Source organism: Candidatus Electronema sp. PJ, assembly GCF_048287395.1.
GTDB lineage: Bacteria > Desulfobacterota > Desulfobulbia > Desulfobulbales > Desulfobulbaceae > Electronema.
Map to the genome: position 1 here is coordinate 1 of NZ_JBLWEO010000034.1, position 15,742 is coordinate 15,742.

Here is a 15,742-nt window from a genome sequence, read left to right on the forward strand (position 1 = left end):
CTGGAAAGTTGAACGGCTTTTCGCCTGGCTTCAAAACTTCAGGCGGCTGGTTGTTCGATATGACCGACATGCTGACAATTTCTTGGCTTTTTTACTGCTCGCCTGTTCAATTATTCTGCTCCGTTTTTTGAGATAGGTTGTTGCCATGAGCATTTACATGTATGAATGCTCCTAGAGGTTACGCAGTTGGTAGAGATAGTATAGCAGGATGAATATCCGTCGGGATGAAAAGCCTTGACAGAAAGCAAGCAGTGCTTATCTTGTGGGTAGCAGTACAGGAGAAGAGAAAAACTTCATTATCTCTGTAATAGCAAATATCGCAAGGAGGGTACTATGAACCTGTCAGTATGGGATCCGTTCCGGGAGATGGAAGCACTGCTAGACAGATATAGCAGAACGGCAAGAAAACCGGCGGAAGTTGGTGACAGTAAAGCAATGGAAGCTGGAGACTGGATGCCGACTGTGGATATTGTCGAGAATGACCAAAGTTTTGTAGTCAGAACAGAGCTGCCTGGTGTTGAGAAAGATGATGTGAACGTGCATATCAACAACGGCGTGCTGACTATCAAAGGCGAGAAAAAAGTTGAAACCAAGGATGAAAAACGCCATCGGATCGAATGCTCCTATGGTTCTTTTGTCCGCAGCTTCACCCTGCCGCAGGATGTAGATATTGAGAGAGTAGAAGCCGCCTATAAAAACGGCATTCTCAGCTTGACCATCCCGAAGCTGGAAAAGGCCAAGCCAAAGCAGATTGAGGTGAAGGTGAGCTAACCAACCGGAGATGCTCCGGCTAGTTAGGAGCAGTTCCACCCCGGACAGGAGGATGAGTGATACTGTCCGGGGATGTCTTTTTTTAGACCAGACGCACCATCTCAATTTCTTCCTTCTTGCGTCCCGCTGCTGGTAAATATCTCCGCATCCGGCTATAATTAGCTCTGTACCTGTGAGATATACCTGTGTTCATCCAACCCAAAGGAGACCCTATGGGACTTTTTGACGCTTTGCATCTGACCGGCAACCCTACTGTAGTGGACTGGGAGATGACTCCCGAATACACCTTCGGTACCTTTGAGAGCTGGGGCGGCAAGGAACGTGTCCGCAGCAGTAAAGAACGGATCTATTACTTTTTCATCGATGCTTGGGGCAAGGAGCCAAAGCTCTGCCTAATGGAACGGGGTATTAAATACGCCAGCGTGGTAGCTGAAATACTTGCTCCGCCGGAGTTACTGCGCCGCTGCGTGGAAAAGCAAGGCAAGGTGGCTCATTTTGAGCGTACTATCGCCATTGATGAGGAACTGAAGCAGTGGCTGATTGAAAATGTGATGGAGAGCAAAGATAACGCTAAGGTGGTACCGGTTAAGAGTGTGGACCGTAGCGACCGATTAGGCCCTGCGGGTTTACCTGGACTAGATGAACCGCTGCCCGCTGATTTACAGCAGGTCACGCTGCCAGACACGCAAGCGGAGCTAACCGAAGAGGAAGCGGACAAGCTGATCAAAGATCTTGGTTTGCTTGATCATGAACGTAACCCGGAAGGGCGGCACTTCCGTACTTACTTGGTCGATAACGGTGATGGCCTGACAGTGACCGATAAAGTCACCGGCCTAATGTGGCAACGAGGTGGCTTGGACATCATGAGTCATCGGATGCTGCGCAAGGCAATTGAGGAGCTGAATCAGGAAGGCTTTGCTGGTTACTCTGATTGGCGTGTGCCAACCTTAGCCGAAGCCCTTTCTCTAATGCAGCTAGAAATGAATGGCAAGGGGCAGCATGTACATCCAGCTTTCTCTGCTGATCAGCCGTTCATCTTTGTTGATGCCATCCGAAAACCAGGTGGCCAATGGTTTGTTGATTTCAAACACGGACGTGCTTACTGGGCCTCTGGTACCATTCCTGGCGGCTTTGGTCGTCTATGTCGTAAGGCCTAAGCGCAACATCTGTCATCTTTCCCTGACAGCCGCATCAAATAAAGCATCCCGAATGGATTAATTCCATCCGGGATGCTTGTCACATCATACTGCCTACGGATTTACGGTTAATTCATATCCGCAGGAACATCTTTTCTGTACTTCGTCCAACTGCCACTACCGCTGTCATACTGTGTCCATACGCCACCATTGGAGTATGTCGTTTCGCCGACCTTCAGACAGACAGTCATCTGTCCAGTCAACAGATCATCAAGGGTCTTTCCATCAGTGCTGATGAGGCTCTTGAGTTCTTCCTTCTTGATATTGATCACACAGTCACCGGAATTGTGGACACATCGTAACACATCTAGGTTTCCTACCGTATAGCGCAGGTTAAGATAGGTTAACTTCAGATCACTGCTGGGTACATCAAGCAGGACGATTGGATTATCGCACTCCTTCCCGCTTCCCAACTTTAAGGTCATGTTAATACCATTGGCTATAGCCTCTGTTGCCGCAGCCTGGACACTAGCCATCTCTTTCAGCTTAAACTGTGCTTGATCATTTCCCAATTCCCCATTTCTGGTTGTGATGATGCCAGTCATAGGAACAGATTCTACTACGTCGTCATCAGTTGGGGTAATAGTAGCTGAGAAATAGCGCGGTGCCTCGCTGTAGTCACCTCCGTCAGTCCATATCCAGCTGGCTGCAGGGTCAATCAAGGCGATATCACCCCACGGGTCTACACCATTAGCACCTTGATTTGTTAGCACACCTTTAGTGCCACAAAGGTTATCCGTGTAGACGTCCCAGCCAGCGGTTTCGTTAGTCAGCAATGACTGCAAGCCATTGCTAAACGTAAAGTCAGCATTCGACAGTGTGAAATCGCCAAGAAAACCAGCAATGACAGTGTATAGATCCCTACCCACGACATGGATATAATTCTTGACACCAGGTGTGAGCGTGCTTGTGCAGGGAGTAGCAGTCTGCCATGCTACACTGCTGCAAACAGGTGTACCGAGCTGACAATCATCGGTGCTGACGTACATCTCAAACGCATCATCAACGGTTACGTTAGCAGTAAGATCAGTCGCCTGAGATACACTGGCAACGCCAACCATCAGCAGCTCTAGTACAAATGTTGCTACAAGTCTCTTATTCATTTTGCTTCTCTCCTATGGTGAAACATGGTGTTCGGGAATCGCCCGGACTCGTCTGTATCATTAATATTCAAGACAGATGATATATTAATTATAGATATCAAAATTACTAAAAATTGATATTTATTTATTTCAGATCAAATGTAATATCTAGCGTTGTCATGTAACACCTTTTCTTTGATTATGTCAATATAAAATATTAATTAATTTAATATGTAAAGTAATAGGAGTCATTCCCAATACAGTTATGTTGTATTCTAAGCATCATTATCATCCTATCTAAATAGAATGTAGCATTTTATCTGGCACAGCCTTTCCAGACTCTCGTTACAGTAGTGTACTATGCGGCCCCCGCATCAGAAAAGGTGCATGGAACGCACCCTGATAGCCTGCGCTTTGTCAACAAAATAGGTGTGATGCCTGAAGACTGCTGCGACCCGGCAGCAAAGGAGGAGAGCGGCAAAATACATGCTGGCATGTATTGGAAATACTATCCAGCATGTATTGCCGATATATGCTAGCATGTTTTCCGAAACATGCTAGATGGTACTGCTGAAACATGCTAGGATGTATTTTAAAAACATGCTAGCATGTTTGGGTAATACATCCTAGATGGTTTTATCGGAACATACCAGTATGTATTGGTGGAACATACTGGTATGTATTTGGGATACTATTCGGTATGTTTTTGAGGGAGGTGGGAGGAGGGTTTACGGCTGGGTAAATACCGTTTTGTCAGTCTAGAGCCAAGACAGTATCTTGCATTATCTCCCACTCTTCGCCTTGATAAACCGCATCTTCAGCTCATACACTACCCGACTGATCAAGTCTTGCTCCTCGTTGTCCAGGTTGCCCTTAGTCTTCTCCTCTAGCATAGCCAAGGTGTCGATGGCATGGCGAGCTAGCTCAAGGTCAAACACCTTCTGCCCAGTTTCAGGATGCGGGATGTCCCCCAGATGAAACAGGGCAGTAGTGTTTAGAGACAGGATGAAGGAGGTAAACGAGACCGTTGGCATTACGCAGTCTCCTTGCCGGTTCTTCATCCCACCCTCCGGGCAGCCTTTTTCGTTCTTCTGCTCGGTTGTCATGGCAGTACGATTTAGAAGGTATAGGAAGGCAACATCAGGGCCATTGCTTTATCCACTTGCGGCAATTCCTGCACCTTGGCCAGTAGCTCTTTGCTTACTGGCTGATCGGTATTAAAGAGGATGACATTCTGCTTTGAGGTTTCCTCACGGCCTACAGTCATGCGGGCGATATTCACGCCTGCGGCTCCGATGGTGGTGCCAATCGCCCCGATTACCCCGGGCACATCTTTGTTATACGCCAACACCATGGGGCCTGCGGGCAAGGCCTCTAAACGGAAGGAGTTCAAGCGCACTAAGCGTGGCTCCTTCGTCCCAAAGACCGTGCCTGCGAGCAGGTTTGCTCCTTCGGTGGTCTTAACGGTAATCCGTACTAGGCTCAGGAAATCGGAACTCCTGCTCGTCTTCGACTCAATTACCCGGATGCCGCGTTCTTTAGCAATCAGCGGGGCATTGACAAAGTTGACTGCATCTTGCAGGATAGGCGTGAACAGGCCCTTGAGGAAGGCCACGGTGATCGGGCCAACATTCTGATCGGCCACATCACCACTGTACTCCAGCTGTACTTCTTGGACTCCGCCCTTACATATCTGCATGTGCAGAGAACCCAGCATCTCGCCCAGGGTGATGTATGGCCCAATCTTGGCCAGCACTTCATCGCTAACTGACGGCACATTAACTGCGTTACGCACTGCGCCTTTAGTCAGATAGTCTGCAATCTGCTCGGCAATAGCAATAGCAACATTCTCCTGGGCCTCAGAAGTAGAGGCACCAAGATGCGGGGTGCAGATGAAGTTGTTCAGACTGAGCAGCGGTGTGGTCTCGATAGTGGTTGGTTCCTTCTCGAATACGTCTAAGGCTGCGCCAGCAATCCGGCCTTCCTTCAGAGCTGCGTACAGGGCTTCTTCATCCGCTACACCACCACGGGCGCAGTCAATGAACATCGCCTCCTTCTTCATGGCAGCAAAGAACTCTGTGGACAGCATGTGCCGGTTGTCCTTGGTGAGTGGGGTATGCACAGAGATGAAGTCAGCGCGTCTGGCTAACTCCAGCAGATCAACCCGCTCTACACCGATCTTCTCCACCAGCTCTTGCGGCATAAAGGGATCAAAGGCGATAACCTTCATGTGCAAGCCCTGAGCACGATTAGCAACAATGGAACCAATGCGGCCAATGCCAACTATACCCAAGGTCTTGCCCGTGACTTCCCGGCCCATAAAGCTCTTCTTTTCCCACTTGCCTGCCTTCATCGAAGCAGTGGCTTGGGGAATGTTACGGGCGAGCGACATCATCATGGCAATCGCATGTTCAGCGGCAGTAACGGCATTGCCGTCAGGTGCATTCATCACGACAATGCCTTTCTCGCTCGCTGCTGGTACATCCACGTTGTCCAAGCCAATACCTGCCCGACCAACTACTTTCAGCTTGGTGCCTGCCTCAATGATATCCCGCCGTACCTTAGTCGCACTGCGAATCACTAGGCCGTCGTAATCGCCAATGATCGCCTTCAGTTCCTCTGGTGGTAAGCCGGTCTTCACATCCACTTCCAGCCCAGCATCCCTGAGGATCTTTTCTCCAATGGCGGAAAGATTATCGCTGATGAGTACTTTCATGGTTTTCCCCTTGTAGTATTCTTCTTTATACTCGGACATTATAAATGTGTTGATTTTTCCTCACAAAGCAAGCACTATAACGGGATTCAGGCCTATCGACAACAGCAAAAATGAGGGCTTGGGCTTTTCAGGGCAAGGAGCCGCGCCGCCGTTTCGCCGGGCCAAACTCGATCGTGCTTATCAGTCAGGCTCATAAGCGTTTATGAGTCAGACTCACAAGTGCTTGTGAGTTAAAGTCACAAGCACGATCCAGTTTCACTCACAAGCACTGTCGAGTTTGCCCGTGCCGCTCAAATGACACCAGCAGGATTGTTACAGGAGAGAAAAGCGAGATGAGCCGTGTACCAAAAGCCTTCATGAGCTATGTGAATCTGGATGACCAGCATGAGAATGGTCTAATCACGCAGTTCCGCGAGCATTTGAGTCGGGCGGTGCGGATGCAGACCGGCGAGGCGTTTGAAATATTTCAAGACCGCAAAGATATTGCTTGGGGACAGCAATGGCAGGAGCGCATTAACCACTCGCTTGATGCAACCACCTTTCTTCTGCCGATTATCACGCCTGCCTTTTTCAAAAGCAATGCCTGCCGGGAAGAGCTGAAGCGGTTCCTGAAGCGAGAAGAGGAGCTGCAACGCGGTGATTTGATTCTGCCGGTCTATTACGTCAACTGCCCTGTTCTGAGTGACAAAGCAAAGCGGGAACACGACAAGCTGGCGCAGATTATCGCCGCCCGACAGTATGCGGACTGGCGCGAGCTGCGCTTTGAGCCATTCACCACGCCGCAGGTACGCAGAACCTTTGCGAAGCTAGCAGAGCAGATTGCAGCGGCATTGGAGCGAAGCGAGGATAAGTCCTCCAGCTCCACTGCGGCACGGCCAGCAGATGCAGTAAAGGAAATACTGGCCAGCAAGCAGACTGAAAAGGAGAGTGCGGGCAGAGTTAGTCATAGTAATACGTTCCAGAGTGATGGCGGCACTCAGAGCGTTGCGCAGGGCAAAGGAGCTATAGGCACGCAGATTAACTATGGGGTGCCGGTAGAGACATTTAAGCAGTTACTCCAAGAAGCACAGCTACTGAAAGAGCAACTGAAAGAGAATAAGCTGCCGCTTGAGCCTGTAGCAAAGACCGAGCCACCAACCGTGTTTGTGGATGCCATGCATCGTGGCGACTATGTGACGATTACCGAGGCACTCAAAGCCGTCAAACCAGGTACACGCATCCTTGTTCGGCCCGGCTTGTACAAAGAAGGCATTGTGATTGATAAGCCTGTAGAGATCATAGGTACTGGAGAACGGAACGATATTGTCATTGAGGCTTCCGGCAAGGCTACTGTTCTGTTTAAAGCCAACATGGGAAGACTTGCCAACCTGACTCTGCGTCAAGCTGTAGGCGGCAAGTATTTTGCTGTTGATATCTCTCAAGGAAGACTTGATCTAGAAGATTGTGACATCTCAAGCCAAGGTTGGGCATGTGTGCTAATCCACAGCGGTGCAGACCCGCGCCTGCGCCGCAATCGCATCTATGATGGGAAGTCATGCGGTATTGGTGTCTATGAGAATGGCCAAGGGACTCTTGAGGACAACGAGATATTTACCAATGGCTTTGCCGGTGTAATGATAGAGACAGGTGGAAAACCAACCTTGCGCCAGAACCGCATATTTCAAAACGTTGTGGGTATTTGGGGACGTGAAAGCGGGAACGGCATCTTTGAGGACAATGATCTTCGGGACAACGCCAAGGGAGCATGGTTTATTGAGCCAGGCTGCGAAGCACGGGTGCAGCGGAGAGGCAACCTTGAATAACCAGGCAAGCCAAAGAGACACTACGGTATCTCCCCCAAGAGACACTAGGCTGACTCCCTCCGAGTGACCAGGGTGACTATAGTGGAGTGACCCTAGTGTCTCCACCTGAGTCACTCTAATGACTCCACCTGAGTCAGCCTAGTGACTCCAGTGGAGTTAGCCTAGTCACTCCCAAAGAGTGACCCTAGTGTCTCCGAAAGAGGGTGCCTGCGGGCTGCGAATCACTGGTGCAGCGGAGAGGGAATAAGGAATGAGGGGGCGGGAATGGCGGCATCCAACTTGCATGTGCTATGATACTCTGGGATGAAGGGAAGGACCAAAAGCTGCGGCTGGAACGGAACATCTCTTTTGATCAAATTGCCGATCTGATTCTGAAGAAAGAATACCTTGCCATTTTGGAGCATCCTTCAAGGCCAAATCAGCAGATATTTGTTCTGCTGCTGAACGGATACGTTCATGCAGTTCCCTTTGTCATTGATGAACAGACAAACATTGTTCTCAAGACAGCCTTTCCAAGCCGCAAGCTCCATAAACAATACATGAGGCGAACCCAATGAAACACAAGCTGGATGCTGACGAGCAGCAATTGGAAAACAACATGGAGCAGCTTCGACCTGTCACTGAGGCCAAGAGACAGCTGATTGAGGGCATTATTGATAAGGCAAACGAGAAGCGGAGCATCAGTCTGCGCCTCAAGGGCAATGACCTTGAGCTGCTGAAGCGCAGGGCCGCAGCAGAAGGGCTGCCTTGTCAAACCCTGCTAGCCAGCATTGTCCACAAGTTCCTTTCCGACCAGCTTGTTGATCGAAGAAGCATCTTGAAGAGCATGGATATCCTCAGAGAGTCTGGTTTAGTGCTGACGCGGTAAGTTGATGTAATAACTGACAGCAGGTGAACCATTATGATGAATTTGAATCAAGCTGCAACGTGGCAGGAGATATGCAACAATAGCTGCCTGCACGACTTGCCATTTAAGATAGAATCCAATCAGCAGGGGCAACTTCTGATGACACCAGTCAAGGTTTACCATTCCTTGTTTCAAGGGAAGATCACCGGCCTGCTGTATAGCCATATAGAAGACGGCGAGGTGCTGGTTGAATGCGCAGTCCGCACCCAGCAAGGAACAAAGGTGGCTGATGTTGCCTGGGCTTCCTCGCAGCGGCTTGAACTGATCAAAGATGAGGCGGAATGCTCTGTCGCCCCTGAGATCTGCATCGAAGTGATGTCTTCAGCCAACACCGAAGAAGAGATGCTGGGTAAGAGAAAACTGTACTGCGAGAACGGTGCGGAAGAGTTCTGGATATGCGACCAAAAAGGCCAGTTCCGTTTCTTCTCTCCTGATAAGGAACTGGCCTGCTCTTTGCTGCTTCCCGAATTTCCTGCAACGATACGGTGAAATCAAATGCTGCTGTCTGCCAAAGGGCAAATGACCATCCCAAAACACATCAGAGACGCAATGAAGCTGCGTCCTGGCGACAAACTTGAAATCGTTCTCAACGAGAACCAAGAGGCGGTGATCAGACCTGTCGCAAAAAAGGTTGATGAGGTGTTCTGCAAACTGCATAAGCCGGGCAGGCAAGCGGCAACCTTAGCAGAGATGGATGAGGCGGTGAGAAAGCACGTCAAGGAACGCTTCAAGTGACAGGCATTGACACAAACATCCTTGTTCGTTTTCTGGTTGGCGATGACGAGACGCAGACAAAGAAGGTTTACGACCTCTTCAAGACAGCAGAAGCAGACCGGAGCGAACTCTTTGTTCCTTTGCTGGTCATCTTGGAACTGATCTGGGTGCTGGAATCAGTCTATGCAATACCGAGGCATGAGATAGTAGATGCGCTGCGGGAGCTGCTCTTGATGCCGGTGCTGAACTTTGAGCATCGGCCAGCTCTGCATCATTTCATCCAAGCCGCGCAACAGAGCAAATACGATCTTTCTGATCTGCTGATTGCTCATGCCGCCAAAGCGCAGGGCTGTGAATCCGTCATGACCTTTGACAGGAAAGCAGCCCGCTTTGCGCTGTTTGAGCTTGTTCGTTAAAAGGAGAGATAAAGCACTATCGAGATTCTCCTGTCACACACATATCAACACCATTTTCAACCTGAGCAATAAAGGAATATCACCATGACTGAAGTCCGCGTCCGCTTTCCACCCAGCCCTACAGGCTATTTACATATTGGCAGTGCGCGTACCGCGCTGCTCAACTGGCTTTGGGCCAAGAAGAATAACGGCAAGCTGGTGCTGCGGATAGAAGATACTGACGAGGAGCGCAGCACTCAGACCTCAATAGACGGCATCATTGACGGCCTACAATGGCTGGAGCTGGACTGGGACGAGGGGCCGTATTTCCAGACTGAATTCGCTGATGCGCACCGCCAGGCCGCAGAGCAGCTACTGGCTGCGGGTCATGCCTACAAGTGCTTCTGTACCAAAGAGGAGCTGGAGCGCAAGCGCGAGGCAGCAATGGCCGCCAAGCAGGATGAGGTCGGCTATGAGGGCACCTGCCGCGACCTGACCCCGGCGCAAGTGGCGGAGAAGGAAGCACAGGGCATCCCGGCAGCCATCCGCTTCAAGGTGCCCAAGCGCGAGGGCAAGGTTGCCTATGAGGACAAGGTACTCGGCACCATTGAGCGGGCCTACAGCGACATTGAGGACTTTGTGATTGTTCGCTCCAACGGCAAGCCGCTCTACCTGCTTTGCAATGTAGTGGATGATATCCGCGACCGCATCACCCACATTCTGCGCGGCCAAGATCATACCAGCAATACCACGCGTCAGGTGCTGCTCTATGAGGCTTTGGGTGCGCCGCTACCAGTCTTTGCCCACATGCCACTCACGCTTGACTTGCAGAAGCGCAAGATATCTAAGCGCAGTCATGGGGAAGTGGTCTCGGTGCAGTTCTACCGCGAGAAGGGAGTATTGCCCTGGGCTTTGTGCAACTTCCTGGCTCTGCTTGGTTGGAATCCCGGCACAGATCAGGAGATCTTCAGCCGCGAGGAGCTGATTGCAGCCTTCACGCTGGAGCGCATCGGCAAGGTCAACTCGGTCTTCAATTACCAGAAGGATGATCCTAAGTTCTTCACTGATCCGAAGCTGATCTCCATTAACGAGCAGTATCTCCGCACCATGCCAATTGAGGAGCTGGCTGCCTTAGTCAAGCAGGACTTTATCAAGCAGGGGCTGTGGGACGATGCCTACGAGGGCGAGAAGCGAGCTTGGTTCTTGGAGACGCTCAATCTCATCCGCGACCGCTTCCACACGGTCTGCGACTTTGCTACCTTGGGCCGGGCGTATTTCGCTGAGGATTATGCAATAGAGGAAGCCCCGCTCAAGAAGAACATCCTCAAATACTCTGAGCTGAAGACGTGGTTGCCAATGCTGGCAGAGCGTTTCGCCGCCCTGCCTGAATTCACCAAGGAAAGTACCGAGGAGGCTTCCCGCGCCTTGGCCACCGAGCTGGACATCAAGCCGGGGGTGCTGATCAACGCTATGCGCACCGTGCTCACCGGCCAGCTTGCCGGGCCGGGGATGTTTGACGTTCTGCTTGCATTGAGCAAGGACAGAGTGATTGCACGGATGCGGAATATTGAGCATCTGTACGAGAATCAGTAATACTCAACCACCTGTAGATAATGGCATCGTTCAAGATACATCTGCTTTTGTTGTTTACTCTGCCTGCGCTATCGGCAGGAGCAGCGCAAGCAGCCACTATCACTGTGGATGCAGGAGGAGTCTGTTCCTTGGCCGATGCCATCACCGCAGCTAATACCGACACGGCGGCGGGCGGTTGTGCAGCTGGATCCGGGGCAGACGCTATCATCTTGGAGATGGATATCACCCTTGCTGCCGCATTACCGGAGATAACCAGCACAGTCATTATTGAGGGCGGCGGGCATAAAATTGATGGGAACTCCTTGGCACCTGCACTGTTCAAAGGAAATTCATCAGGGGCTGTGCTGCGCATAGCCATCAGCGGAGTACTGACCCTGAACAAAGCTGTCATTACCGGCGGCAGAGCAGCCTGTTATTGCGGGAGTAATGGCATCATTTCATCTGGCGGTGGTATTTATAACGAGGGTCAACTCAGTGTGAATAACTCTACTGTCAGCGGAAATGCAGCAGATGGAATTCATACCAACATGGGGAGTCTCACTGTAAGCAATACCACAATCAGTGAAAGCAAACCATCCGCCGTGTGTATGATAGCCGGGTGCGAAGGTGTTGGCAGCGGAGGCGGTGGAATTTACGTGTCAGGCGGCGGCATTGCCATTCTGCGCAGTTCTATTGTCAGCGGCAACTTCGGACGGGAAATCCTTATCTGGGAAGGCACGATCATCGCTGACAGTCATAACGTGTTTGGGCACAGCGATAAAAGCAATGAGGATGCTTTCTATGGCTTCACACCGGGCAGTAAAGATATCACCGCCACCAGCGACGGTACTAAGCCGACTGCGCTGGCCAGCATTCTCAGCCCATTGGCTGCTAACGGTGTCCATGCCTTGGTTGCAGGCAGCCCGGCGATTGATGCGGACATGACATGCAGTACCAATCTCACCACAGATCAGCAAGGACATCCCAGGCCAGTTGGTTTAGGTTGCGATGCCGGGGCAGTCGAATATAATCCCAGCAACACGGACAGCGACAGCGACGGATTGGCCGATGCTGCCCGCTCATTGCTAACTCTGACCAAAAGGACACGGACAGCGATGGAACGGGTGATCTTTGCGACGATGATTTAGACGGCGACGGATTGGTTAACAGCCAAGACAATTGCCCGATAGTTGCCAACGCTGATCAGAAGGACAAGGACCAAGATGGCATCGGCGATACCTGTGACCCGCATGATGACCAGGTGAACATGCCGTCCATTTACAAGTTGCTTCTGTAGAAACGATAGGTACTGCTAGACTTGTTCGATAGGTGGCAGTGCGGCCAAAAGAAGAACTGGCAGCAGAGTATATGAACCAATAAAGCCAAGGAGTGAGGAAAATGGAGACCTATCTAACTATTGTTGATGTGTCCATTGGCGGCGAGCTGAAGAAGAATGCCTTTGCCTTGAAAGTACCAACATGGCAGCCTGTTCCATTGCCGGGAGATCTGATTCAAGTGCCTGAGTCGGCTGCCAAGCAGGAGAATATCCCGATGGTGCTGAAGGTGTTGTCACGGAGATTCATCTTTGATGACCTGATCCTTGACCGCCTGAGTCGGGACTGTCAAAGCTGCATTATCCTCCTGACAGAACCGCCTTCATAAACTACGGACGCAGGAGGTTCAACTTCTGCGTCCGCTCAGAAGAACAGCTTATTTGTTCTTTCTGTAGGTGGTCACTTTGCCATTGCCGCTATTAAACTGCTTCCAGGTGCCGGTGTTGCTGTAGGTGCTTACGCCAACCTGTAAGCTCACGGTCAATTCACCTGTCAGCAATGCGTCAAGCTGCGCATTGTCTAGATCGGTCTTTCTGATGTTAACTACACAGCGGGCAGCACTGAATGGGCAGGTTATCTGCACCTTTTTATCGGCACTGTGGAAAAGTAACCTATTCCCTGCCACACTCGCCAAGTCAGCAGCAATGGCCGTATAGCTGTAGATCGGCGTTGCCCCTGTAGCTCCGAATTGAATGGTCAGCGCAAGCGGGGTCTTGTTGGCCTTTGCTGTAGCCGCCGCAGCTTTTGCTGCTGCACCGAGATCCTGCATACTGCTCATCTTGAATTGGGCAAGATCATCGTTGGCCTGCGCATTCCTGGTGACGATTAAGCCGGTTGTCTGAACAGCAAGAGATTCTGGGGTATCACAGGCATCACCCGTACCATCAGCATCTGAATCCTTCTGATCGGGATTGGCAATAAGCTGGCAGTTATCCTGCCCATTCACAATGCCGTCGCCATCAACATCATCATCGCAGCTATCGCCCAGGCCGTCTTTGTCTAAATCAGCCTGGTCAGGGTTGGCGATAAGCGGGCAGTTGTCAACAGGATCAAGTACCTTGTCATTGTCATCATCGTCATCGCAAACATCACCCAAGCCGTCTTTGTCTAAATCAGCCTGGTCAGGATTAGCGATAAGCGGGCAGTTGTCAGAAGGATCAAGTACCTTGTCGTTATCATCATCGTCATCGCAGACATTACCAAAGCCGTCTTTGTCTAAATCAGCCTGGTCAGGATTAGGGGTAATCGGGCAGTTATCGGCAGGATCAAGGATCGTGTCGTTGTCATCGTCGTTATCACAGACATCACCCAAGCCGTCTTTGTCCAGATCTGCCTGATCAGTATTGGCATCCAACGGGCAATTGTCCTCATCATCATAAATGCCGTCGTTGTCAGTGTCCAGGATTGGTGGAGGTGGTGTTGGAGCGCATCGCAGGTCAGGATAGCCGTTCATCTGCCAGGTGTTATTAAAGTCCCAGCCAGGATAAGTGTTTTGCATCTGCATCTGCGCAGTTGTTCGGCCTCCAGCACCGCAACCATCAGTAGCAACCCCGGAAGTGGTCATATCATAATAGTTATCTGCACAAGCACCCTTAATCATTAGGCCAAGCAGGCCACCTGTATTGCTAACACCTGTAGGCTTCCCAGTCGCATAAGAGTTTCTGATCATTGGGTTAACTCCATCTGCATCCTGCAAGCCAACCAGACCAGCAACCTCGTCTTCGCCAGTGACCGCGCCGGTAGCGAAGCAATTTGCGATAGTGCCGCTGATGTTTTCCCCGGCCAAGCCGCCGACCTCGGAAAAACCATCCACCGTGCCGTTGGCAAAGGATTGGCTGATGGTACCACCGACATTTTCCCCTGCCAGCCCACCTAGTTTGTAATCGCCAAGCACATTCACGTTGGAGCTAGAGCAGGAAATGTGGCCACCATCGTTGCTGCCAACCAAGCCACCGTAAGCGATCTTGTTTGGGTCGGTGCCAGTGTGATCCCCGTTCACTGAACCGGAGGAAGTAGCGTTGGTAATGATGCTGTAGAGGTTACTACCGACCAGCCCACCTAGTCCAGCCTCGCCTGTGACGACTCCTTGGCTGTGAACATTCTCGGCACTGCTGTAACTGAGTTGACCAACCAGACCTCCGACAAATTGACGGCCAGTGATGTTGAATCTTTTGACAGTGACACGGGAGATGATCGCCTCGTCACTGCCGTCAACGGCTCCGGCACGACCGAACACACCGACATAATCCATTGTAGGTCGGTTGATCAATACATTGCTGATGCTGAACTCTTGGCCGTCGAACGTGCCAACAAACGGGGTGGCCTCATTACCGATGGGCAGGAAGCCGTTGCCGTCACCAGCATCAAAGCCAGCGCAGTTGACGTTGTTGGCAAGATAATACTCGCCGGACAAATCGTTGTTGATACCCTGTAGCTCGGCACAAGTGCTGATAGCAAGGGCAGCGGCAGGAAGTACACCTATGCCTTTTTTGCTGTCATTGTAAACTGCCCCGCTATCATCATCTGGAGTTTGCTTGTCCTGCGGTTTGGCATGGGCTAAATCGCTATTCAGGTTTATTAGCAGGGCTGCGTACAGCCATAATTGCTTTTTCATGGTCTTTCATCCTTTATTGGTTGAGTTTTACTGGCCCGCTGCCTAGACTGCTGGGCTTTCAGGAGCCGGATGATAGTCGATTTCGCTGGCGCGGGTGCCGCCTGCCATCTCGTACTCATTACTGTCTTTGCCATAGATAACTCCGACCCCAGCCAGCATCCTGGCTGAGAGGGTCCGCAGCTCTTTTTCTGCGGCCTTAAAGTCGTTGCCTGCGGCATCAGCACTGGCAAGTTGGGCATTATAGGCATCAAGTAGAGCCTGGGTCGCGGTGATTTGGCTGCGGAAGGTGGTAAGGGTGAGTCCACCGCCTAGGTCTAACCCAGAGCTGATGGCAGCCAGATTGGCAGAGCGTTCCTGTGCGTCAACAATGTGTTTAGATGACTTGCGTTGATAGGCCATGATATCCTCTCCTGAAAAAAGTTGTTTTTCTTCGTTAAACACCTACCGCCAACCTTCTTCTGCCTAACAACAAAAGGTTGCTGTTCAGCAACAACTCTTTGCTGCCAAGCAGCAAGAGGTGCTTGCTCGGCCACAACCCTTTGCTGCTTGACAAGAGAAGGTTTTTGCCGAACGAGAGAAGGTTGGAGCTGAACAAAAGAAGGTTCTTGCTGAGGAGAAAAAGGTTCCTATTTGACAAGA

17 protein-coding genes are annotated in these 15,742 nt (G+C 51.0%); 12 read left to right on the top strand and 5 right to left on the bottom strand.

Going from position 1 to position 15,742, the window contains the following annotated elements; translation table 11 throughout:
• The 3 genes from ACNKIB_RS05275 to ACNKIB_RS05285 form a co-directional block, all read left to right on the top strand.
• Positions 1–136: transposase (locus ACNKIB_RS05275; RefSeq protein WP_417908837.1), on the top strand; the 136-nt coding region annotated here is incomplete at its 5' end.
• Positions 137–333: 197 nt separating this feature from the next.
• Complete coding sequence (locus ACNKIB_RS05280; protein ID WP_417909504.1) at positions 334–771, top strand: Hsp20/alpha crystallin family protein; 438 nt, start codon at positions 334–336, stop codon at positions 769–771.
• A gap of 212 nt (positions 772–983) precedes the next feature.
• The gene (locus ACNKIB_RS05285; RefSeq protein ID WP_417909505.1) at positions 984–1,928 is read left to right on the top strand and encodes a DUF1566 domain-containing protein; all 945 of its coding nucleotides are present in this window, start codon (positions 984–986) and stop codon (positions 1,926–1,928) included.
• Positions 1,929–2,035: 107 nt separating this feature from the next.
• On the opposite strand, the gene ACNKIB_RS05290 is transcribed toward ACNKIB_RS05285, so the two are convergent.
• From ACNKIB_RS05290 to serA, 3 genes are all read right to left on the bottom strand, one after another.
• Positions 2,036–3,070, bottom strand: coding sequence for a hypothetical protein (locus ACNKIB_RS05290; RefSeq protein WP_417909506.1), 1,035 nt, complete (start codon positions 3,068–3,070; stop codon positions 2,036–2,038).
• Between the two features lie 761 nt (positions 3,071–3,831).
• Positions 3,832–4,155, bottom strand: a complete 324-nt coding sequence (locus ACNKIB_RS05295) for a DUF1844 domain-containing protein (RefSeq protein WP_417909507.1) — start codon at positions 4,153–4,155, stop codon at positions 3,832–3,834.
• A gap of 11 nt (positions 4,156–4,166) precedes the next feature.
• On the bottom strand, positions 4,167–5,765 hold the full coding sequence (serA, locus tag ACNKIB_RS05300) for a phosphoglycerate dehydrogenase (protein ID WP_417909508.1): 1,599 nt from the start codon (positions 5,763–5,765) through the stop codon (positions 4,167–4,169).
• Between the two features lie 332 nt (positions 5,766–6,097).
• Between serA and ACNKIB_RS05305 the strand changes: the two genes are divergently transcribed.
• The 9 genes from ACNKIB_RS05305 to ACNKIB_RS05345 all read left to right on the top strand — a co-directional run bounded on the left by ACNKIB_RS05305 (position 6,098) and on the right by ACNKIB_RS05345 (position 12,817).
• Positions 6,098–7,567: a right-handed parallel beta-helix repeat-containing protein gene (locus ACNKIB_RS05305; protein ID WP_417909509.1), complete on the top strand. Its 1,470-nt coding sequence runs from the start codon at positions 6,098–6,100 to the stop codon at positions 7,565–7,567.
• 553 nt (positions 7,568–8,120) lie between these two features.
• On the top strand, positions 8,121–8,435 hold the full coding sequence (locus ACNKIB_RS05310; RefSeq protein ID WP_417909510.1) for a hypothetical protein: 315 nt from the start codon (positions 8,121–8,123) through the stop codon (positions 8,433–8,435).
• 33 nt (positions 8,436–8,468) lie between these two features.
• The gene (locus ACNKIB_RS05315) at positions 8,469–8,963 is read left to right on the top strand and encodes a Uma2 family endonuclease (protein ID WP_417909511.1); all 495 of its coding nucleotides are present in this window, start codon (positions 8,469–8,471) and stop codon (positions 8,961–8,963) included.
• A gap of 6 nt (positions 8,964–8,969) precedes the next feature.
• On the top strand, positions 8,970–9,209 hold the full coding sequence (locus ACNKIB_RS05320; RefSeq protein WP_417909512.1) for an AbrB/MazE/SpoVT family DNA-binding domain-containing protein: 240 nt from the start codon (positions 8,970–8,972) through the stop codon (positions 9,207–9,209).
• Complete coding sequence (locus ACNKIB_RS05325) at positions 9,206–9,604, top strand: PIN domain-containing protein (RefSeq protein WP_417909513.1); 399 nt, start codon at positions 9,206–9,208, stop codon at positions 9,602–9,604. The genes ACNKIB_RS05320 and ACNKIB_RS05325 overlap by 4 nt, the downstream gene beginning before the upstream one ends.
• 84 nt (positions 9,605–9,688) lie before the next feature.
• On the top strand, positions 9,689–11,176 hold the full coding sequence (gene gltX / locus ACNKIB_RS05330; protein WP_417909514.1) for a glutamate--tRNA ligase: 1,488 nt from the start codon (positions 9,689–9,691) through the stop codon (positions 11,174–11,176).
• A 20-nt stretch (positions 11,177–11,196) separates the two neighbouring features.
• A complete protein-coding gene (locus ACNKIB_RS05335) occupies positions 11,197–12,303 on the top strand; it encodes a choice-of-anchor Q domain-containing protein (protein WP_417909515.1) in 1,107 nt (368 codons plus the stop codon).
• An 11-nt stretch (positions 12,304–12,314) separates the two neighbouring features.
• Complete coding sequence (locus tag ACNKIB_RS05340; protein ID WP_417909516.1) at positions 12,315–12,452, top strand: thrombospondin type 3 repeat-containing protein; 138 nt, start codon at positions 12,315–12,317, stop codon at positions 12,450–12,452.
• Between the two features lie 101 nt (positions 12,453–12,553).
• Positions 12,554–12,817: a hypothetical protein gene (locus ACNKIB_RS05345; RefSeq protein WP_417909517.1), complete on the top strand. Its 264-nt coding sequence runs from the start codon at positions 12,554–12,556 to the stop codon at positions 12,815–12,817.
• A 48-nt stretch (positions 12,818–12,865) separates the two neighbouring features.
• On the opposite strand, the gene ACNKIB_RS05350 is transcribed toward ACNKIB_RS05345, so the two are convergent.
• Both ACNKIB_RS05350 and ACNKIB_RS05355 read right to left on the bottom strand, forming a co-directional pair.
• A complete protein-coding gene (locus ACNKIB_RS05350; RefSeq protein WP_417909518.1) occupies positions 12,866–15,103 on the bottom strand; it encodes a thrombospondin type 3 repeat-containing protein in 2,238 nt (745 codons plus the stop codon).
• 42 nt (positions 15,104–15,145) lie between these two features.
• On the bottom strand, positions 15,146–15,502 hold the full coding sequence (locus ACNKIB_RS05355; RefSeq protein WP_417909519.1) for a hypothetical protein: 357 nt from the start codon (positions 15,500–15,502) through the stop codon (positions 15,146–15,148).
• Between the last annotated feature and the right edge of the window lie 240 nt (positions 15,503–15,742).

What these genes read in the sequence shown, in the direction of transcription:
- ACNKIB_RS05285 (WP_417909505.1), top strand. Translation starts at nt 984, where the DNA reads ATGGGACTTTTTGACGCTTTGCATCTGACCGGCAACCCTACTGTAGTG.
- ACNKIB_RS05295 (WP_417909507.1), bottom strand. Translation starts at nt 4,155, where the DNA reads ATGACAACCGAGCAGAAGAACGAAAAAGGCTGCCCGGAGGGTGGGATG.
- gltX (WP_417909514.1), top strand. Translation starts at nt 9,689, where the DNA reads ATGACTGAAGTCCGCGTCCGCTTTCCACCCAGCCCTACAGGCTATTTA.
- ACNKIB_RS05305 (WP_417909509.1), top strand. Translation starts at nt 6,098, where the DNA reads ATGAGCCGTGTACCAAAAGCCTTCATGAGCTATGTGAATCTGGATGAC.
- ACNKIB_RS05335 (WP_417909515.1), top strand. Translation starts at nt 11,197, where the DNA reads ATGGCATCGTTCAAGATACATCTGCTTTTGTTGTTTACTCTGCCTGCG.
- ACNKIB_RS05290 (WP_417909506.1), bottom strand. Translation starts at nt 3,070, where the DNA reads ATGAATAAGAGACTTGTAGCAACATTTGTACTAGAGCTGCTGATGGTT.
- ACNKIB_RS05280 (WP_417909504.1), top strand. Translation starts at nt 334, where the DNA reads ATGAACCTGTCAGTATGGGATCCGTTCCGGGAGATGGAAGCACTGCTA.
- ACNKIB_RS05355 (WP_417909519.1), bottom strand. Translation starts at nt 15,502, where the DNA reads ATGGCCTATCAACGCAAGTCATCTAAACACATTGTTGACGCACAGGAA.
- ACNKIB_RS05310 (WP_417909510.1), top strand. Translation starts at nt 8,121, where the DNA reads ATGAAACACAAGCTGGATGCTGACGAGCAGCAATTGGAAAACAACATG.
- serA (WP_417909508.1), bottom strand. Translation starts at nt 5,765, where the DNA reads ATGAAAGTACTCATCAGCGATAATCTTTCCGCCATTGGAGAAAAGATC.
- ACNKIB_RS05350 (WP_417909518.1), bottom strand. Translation starts at nt 15,103, where the DNA reads ATGAAAAAGCAATTATGGCTGTACGCAGCCCTGCTAATAAACCTGAAT.
- ACNKIB_RS05345 (WP_417909517.1), top strand. Translation starts at nt 12,554, where the DNA reads ATGGAGACCTATCTAACTATTGTTGATGTGTCCATTGGCGGCGAGCTG.
- ACNKIB_RS05320 (WP_417909512.1), top strand. Translation starts at nt 8,970, where the DNA reads ATGCTGCTGTCTGCCAAAGGGCAAATGACCATCCCAAAACACATCAGA.
- ACNKIB_RS05315 (WP_417909511.1), top strand. Translation starts at nt 8,469, where the DNA reads ATGATGAATTTGAATCAAGCTGCAACGTGGCAGGAGATATGCAACAAT.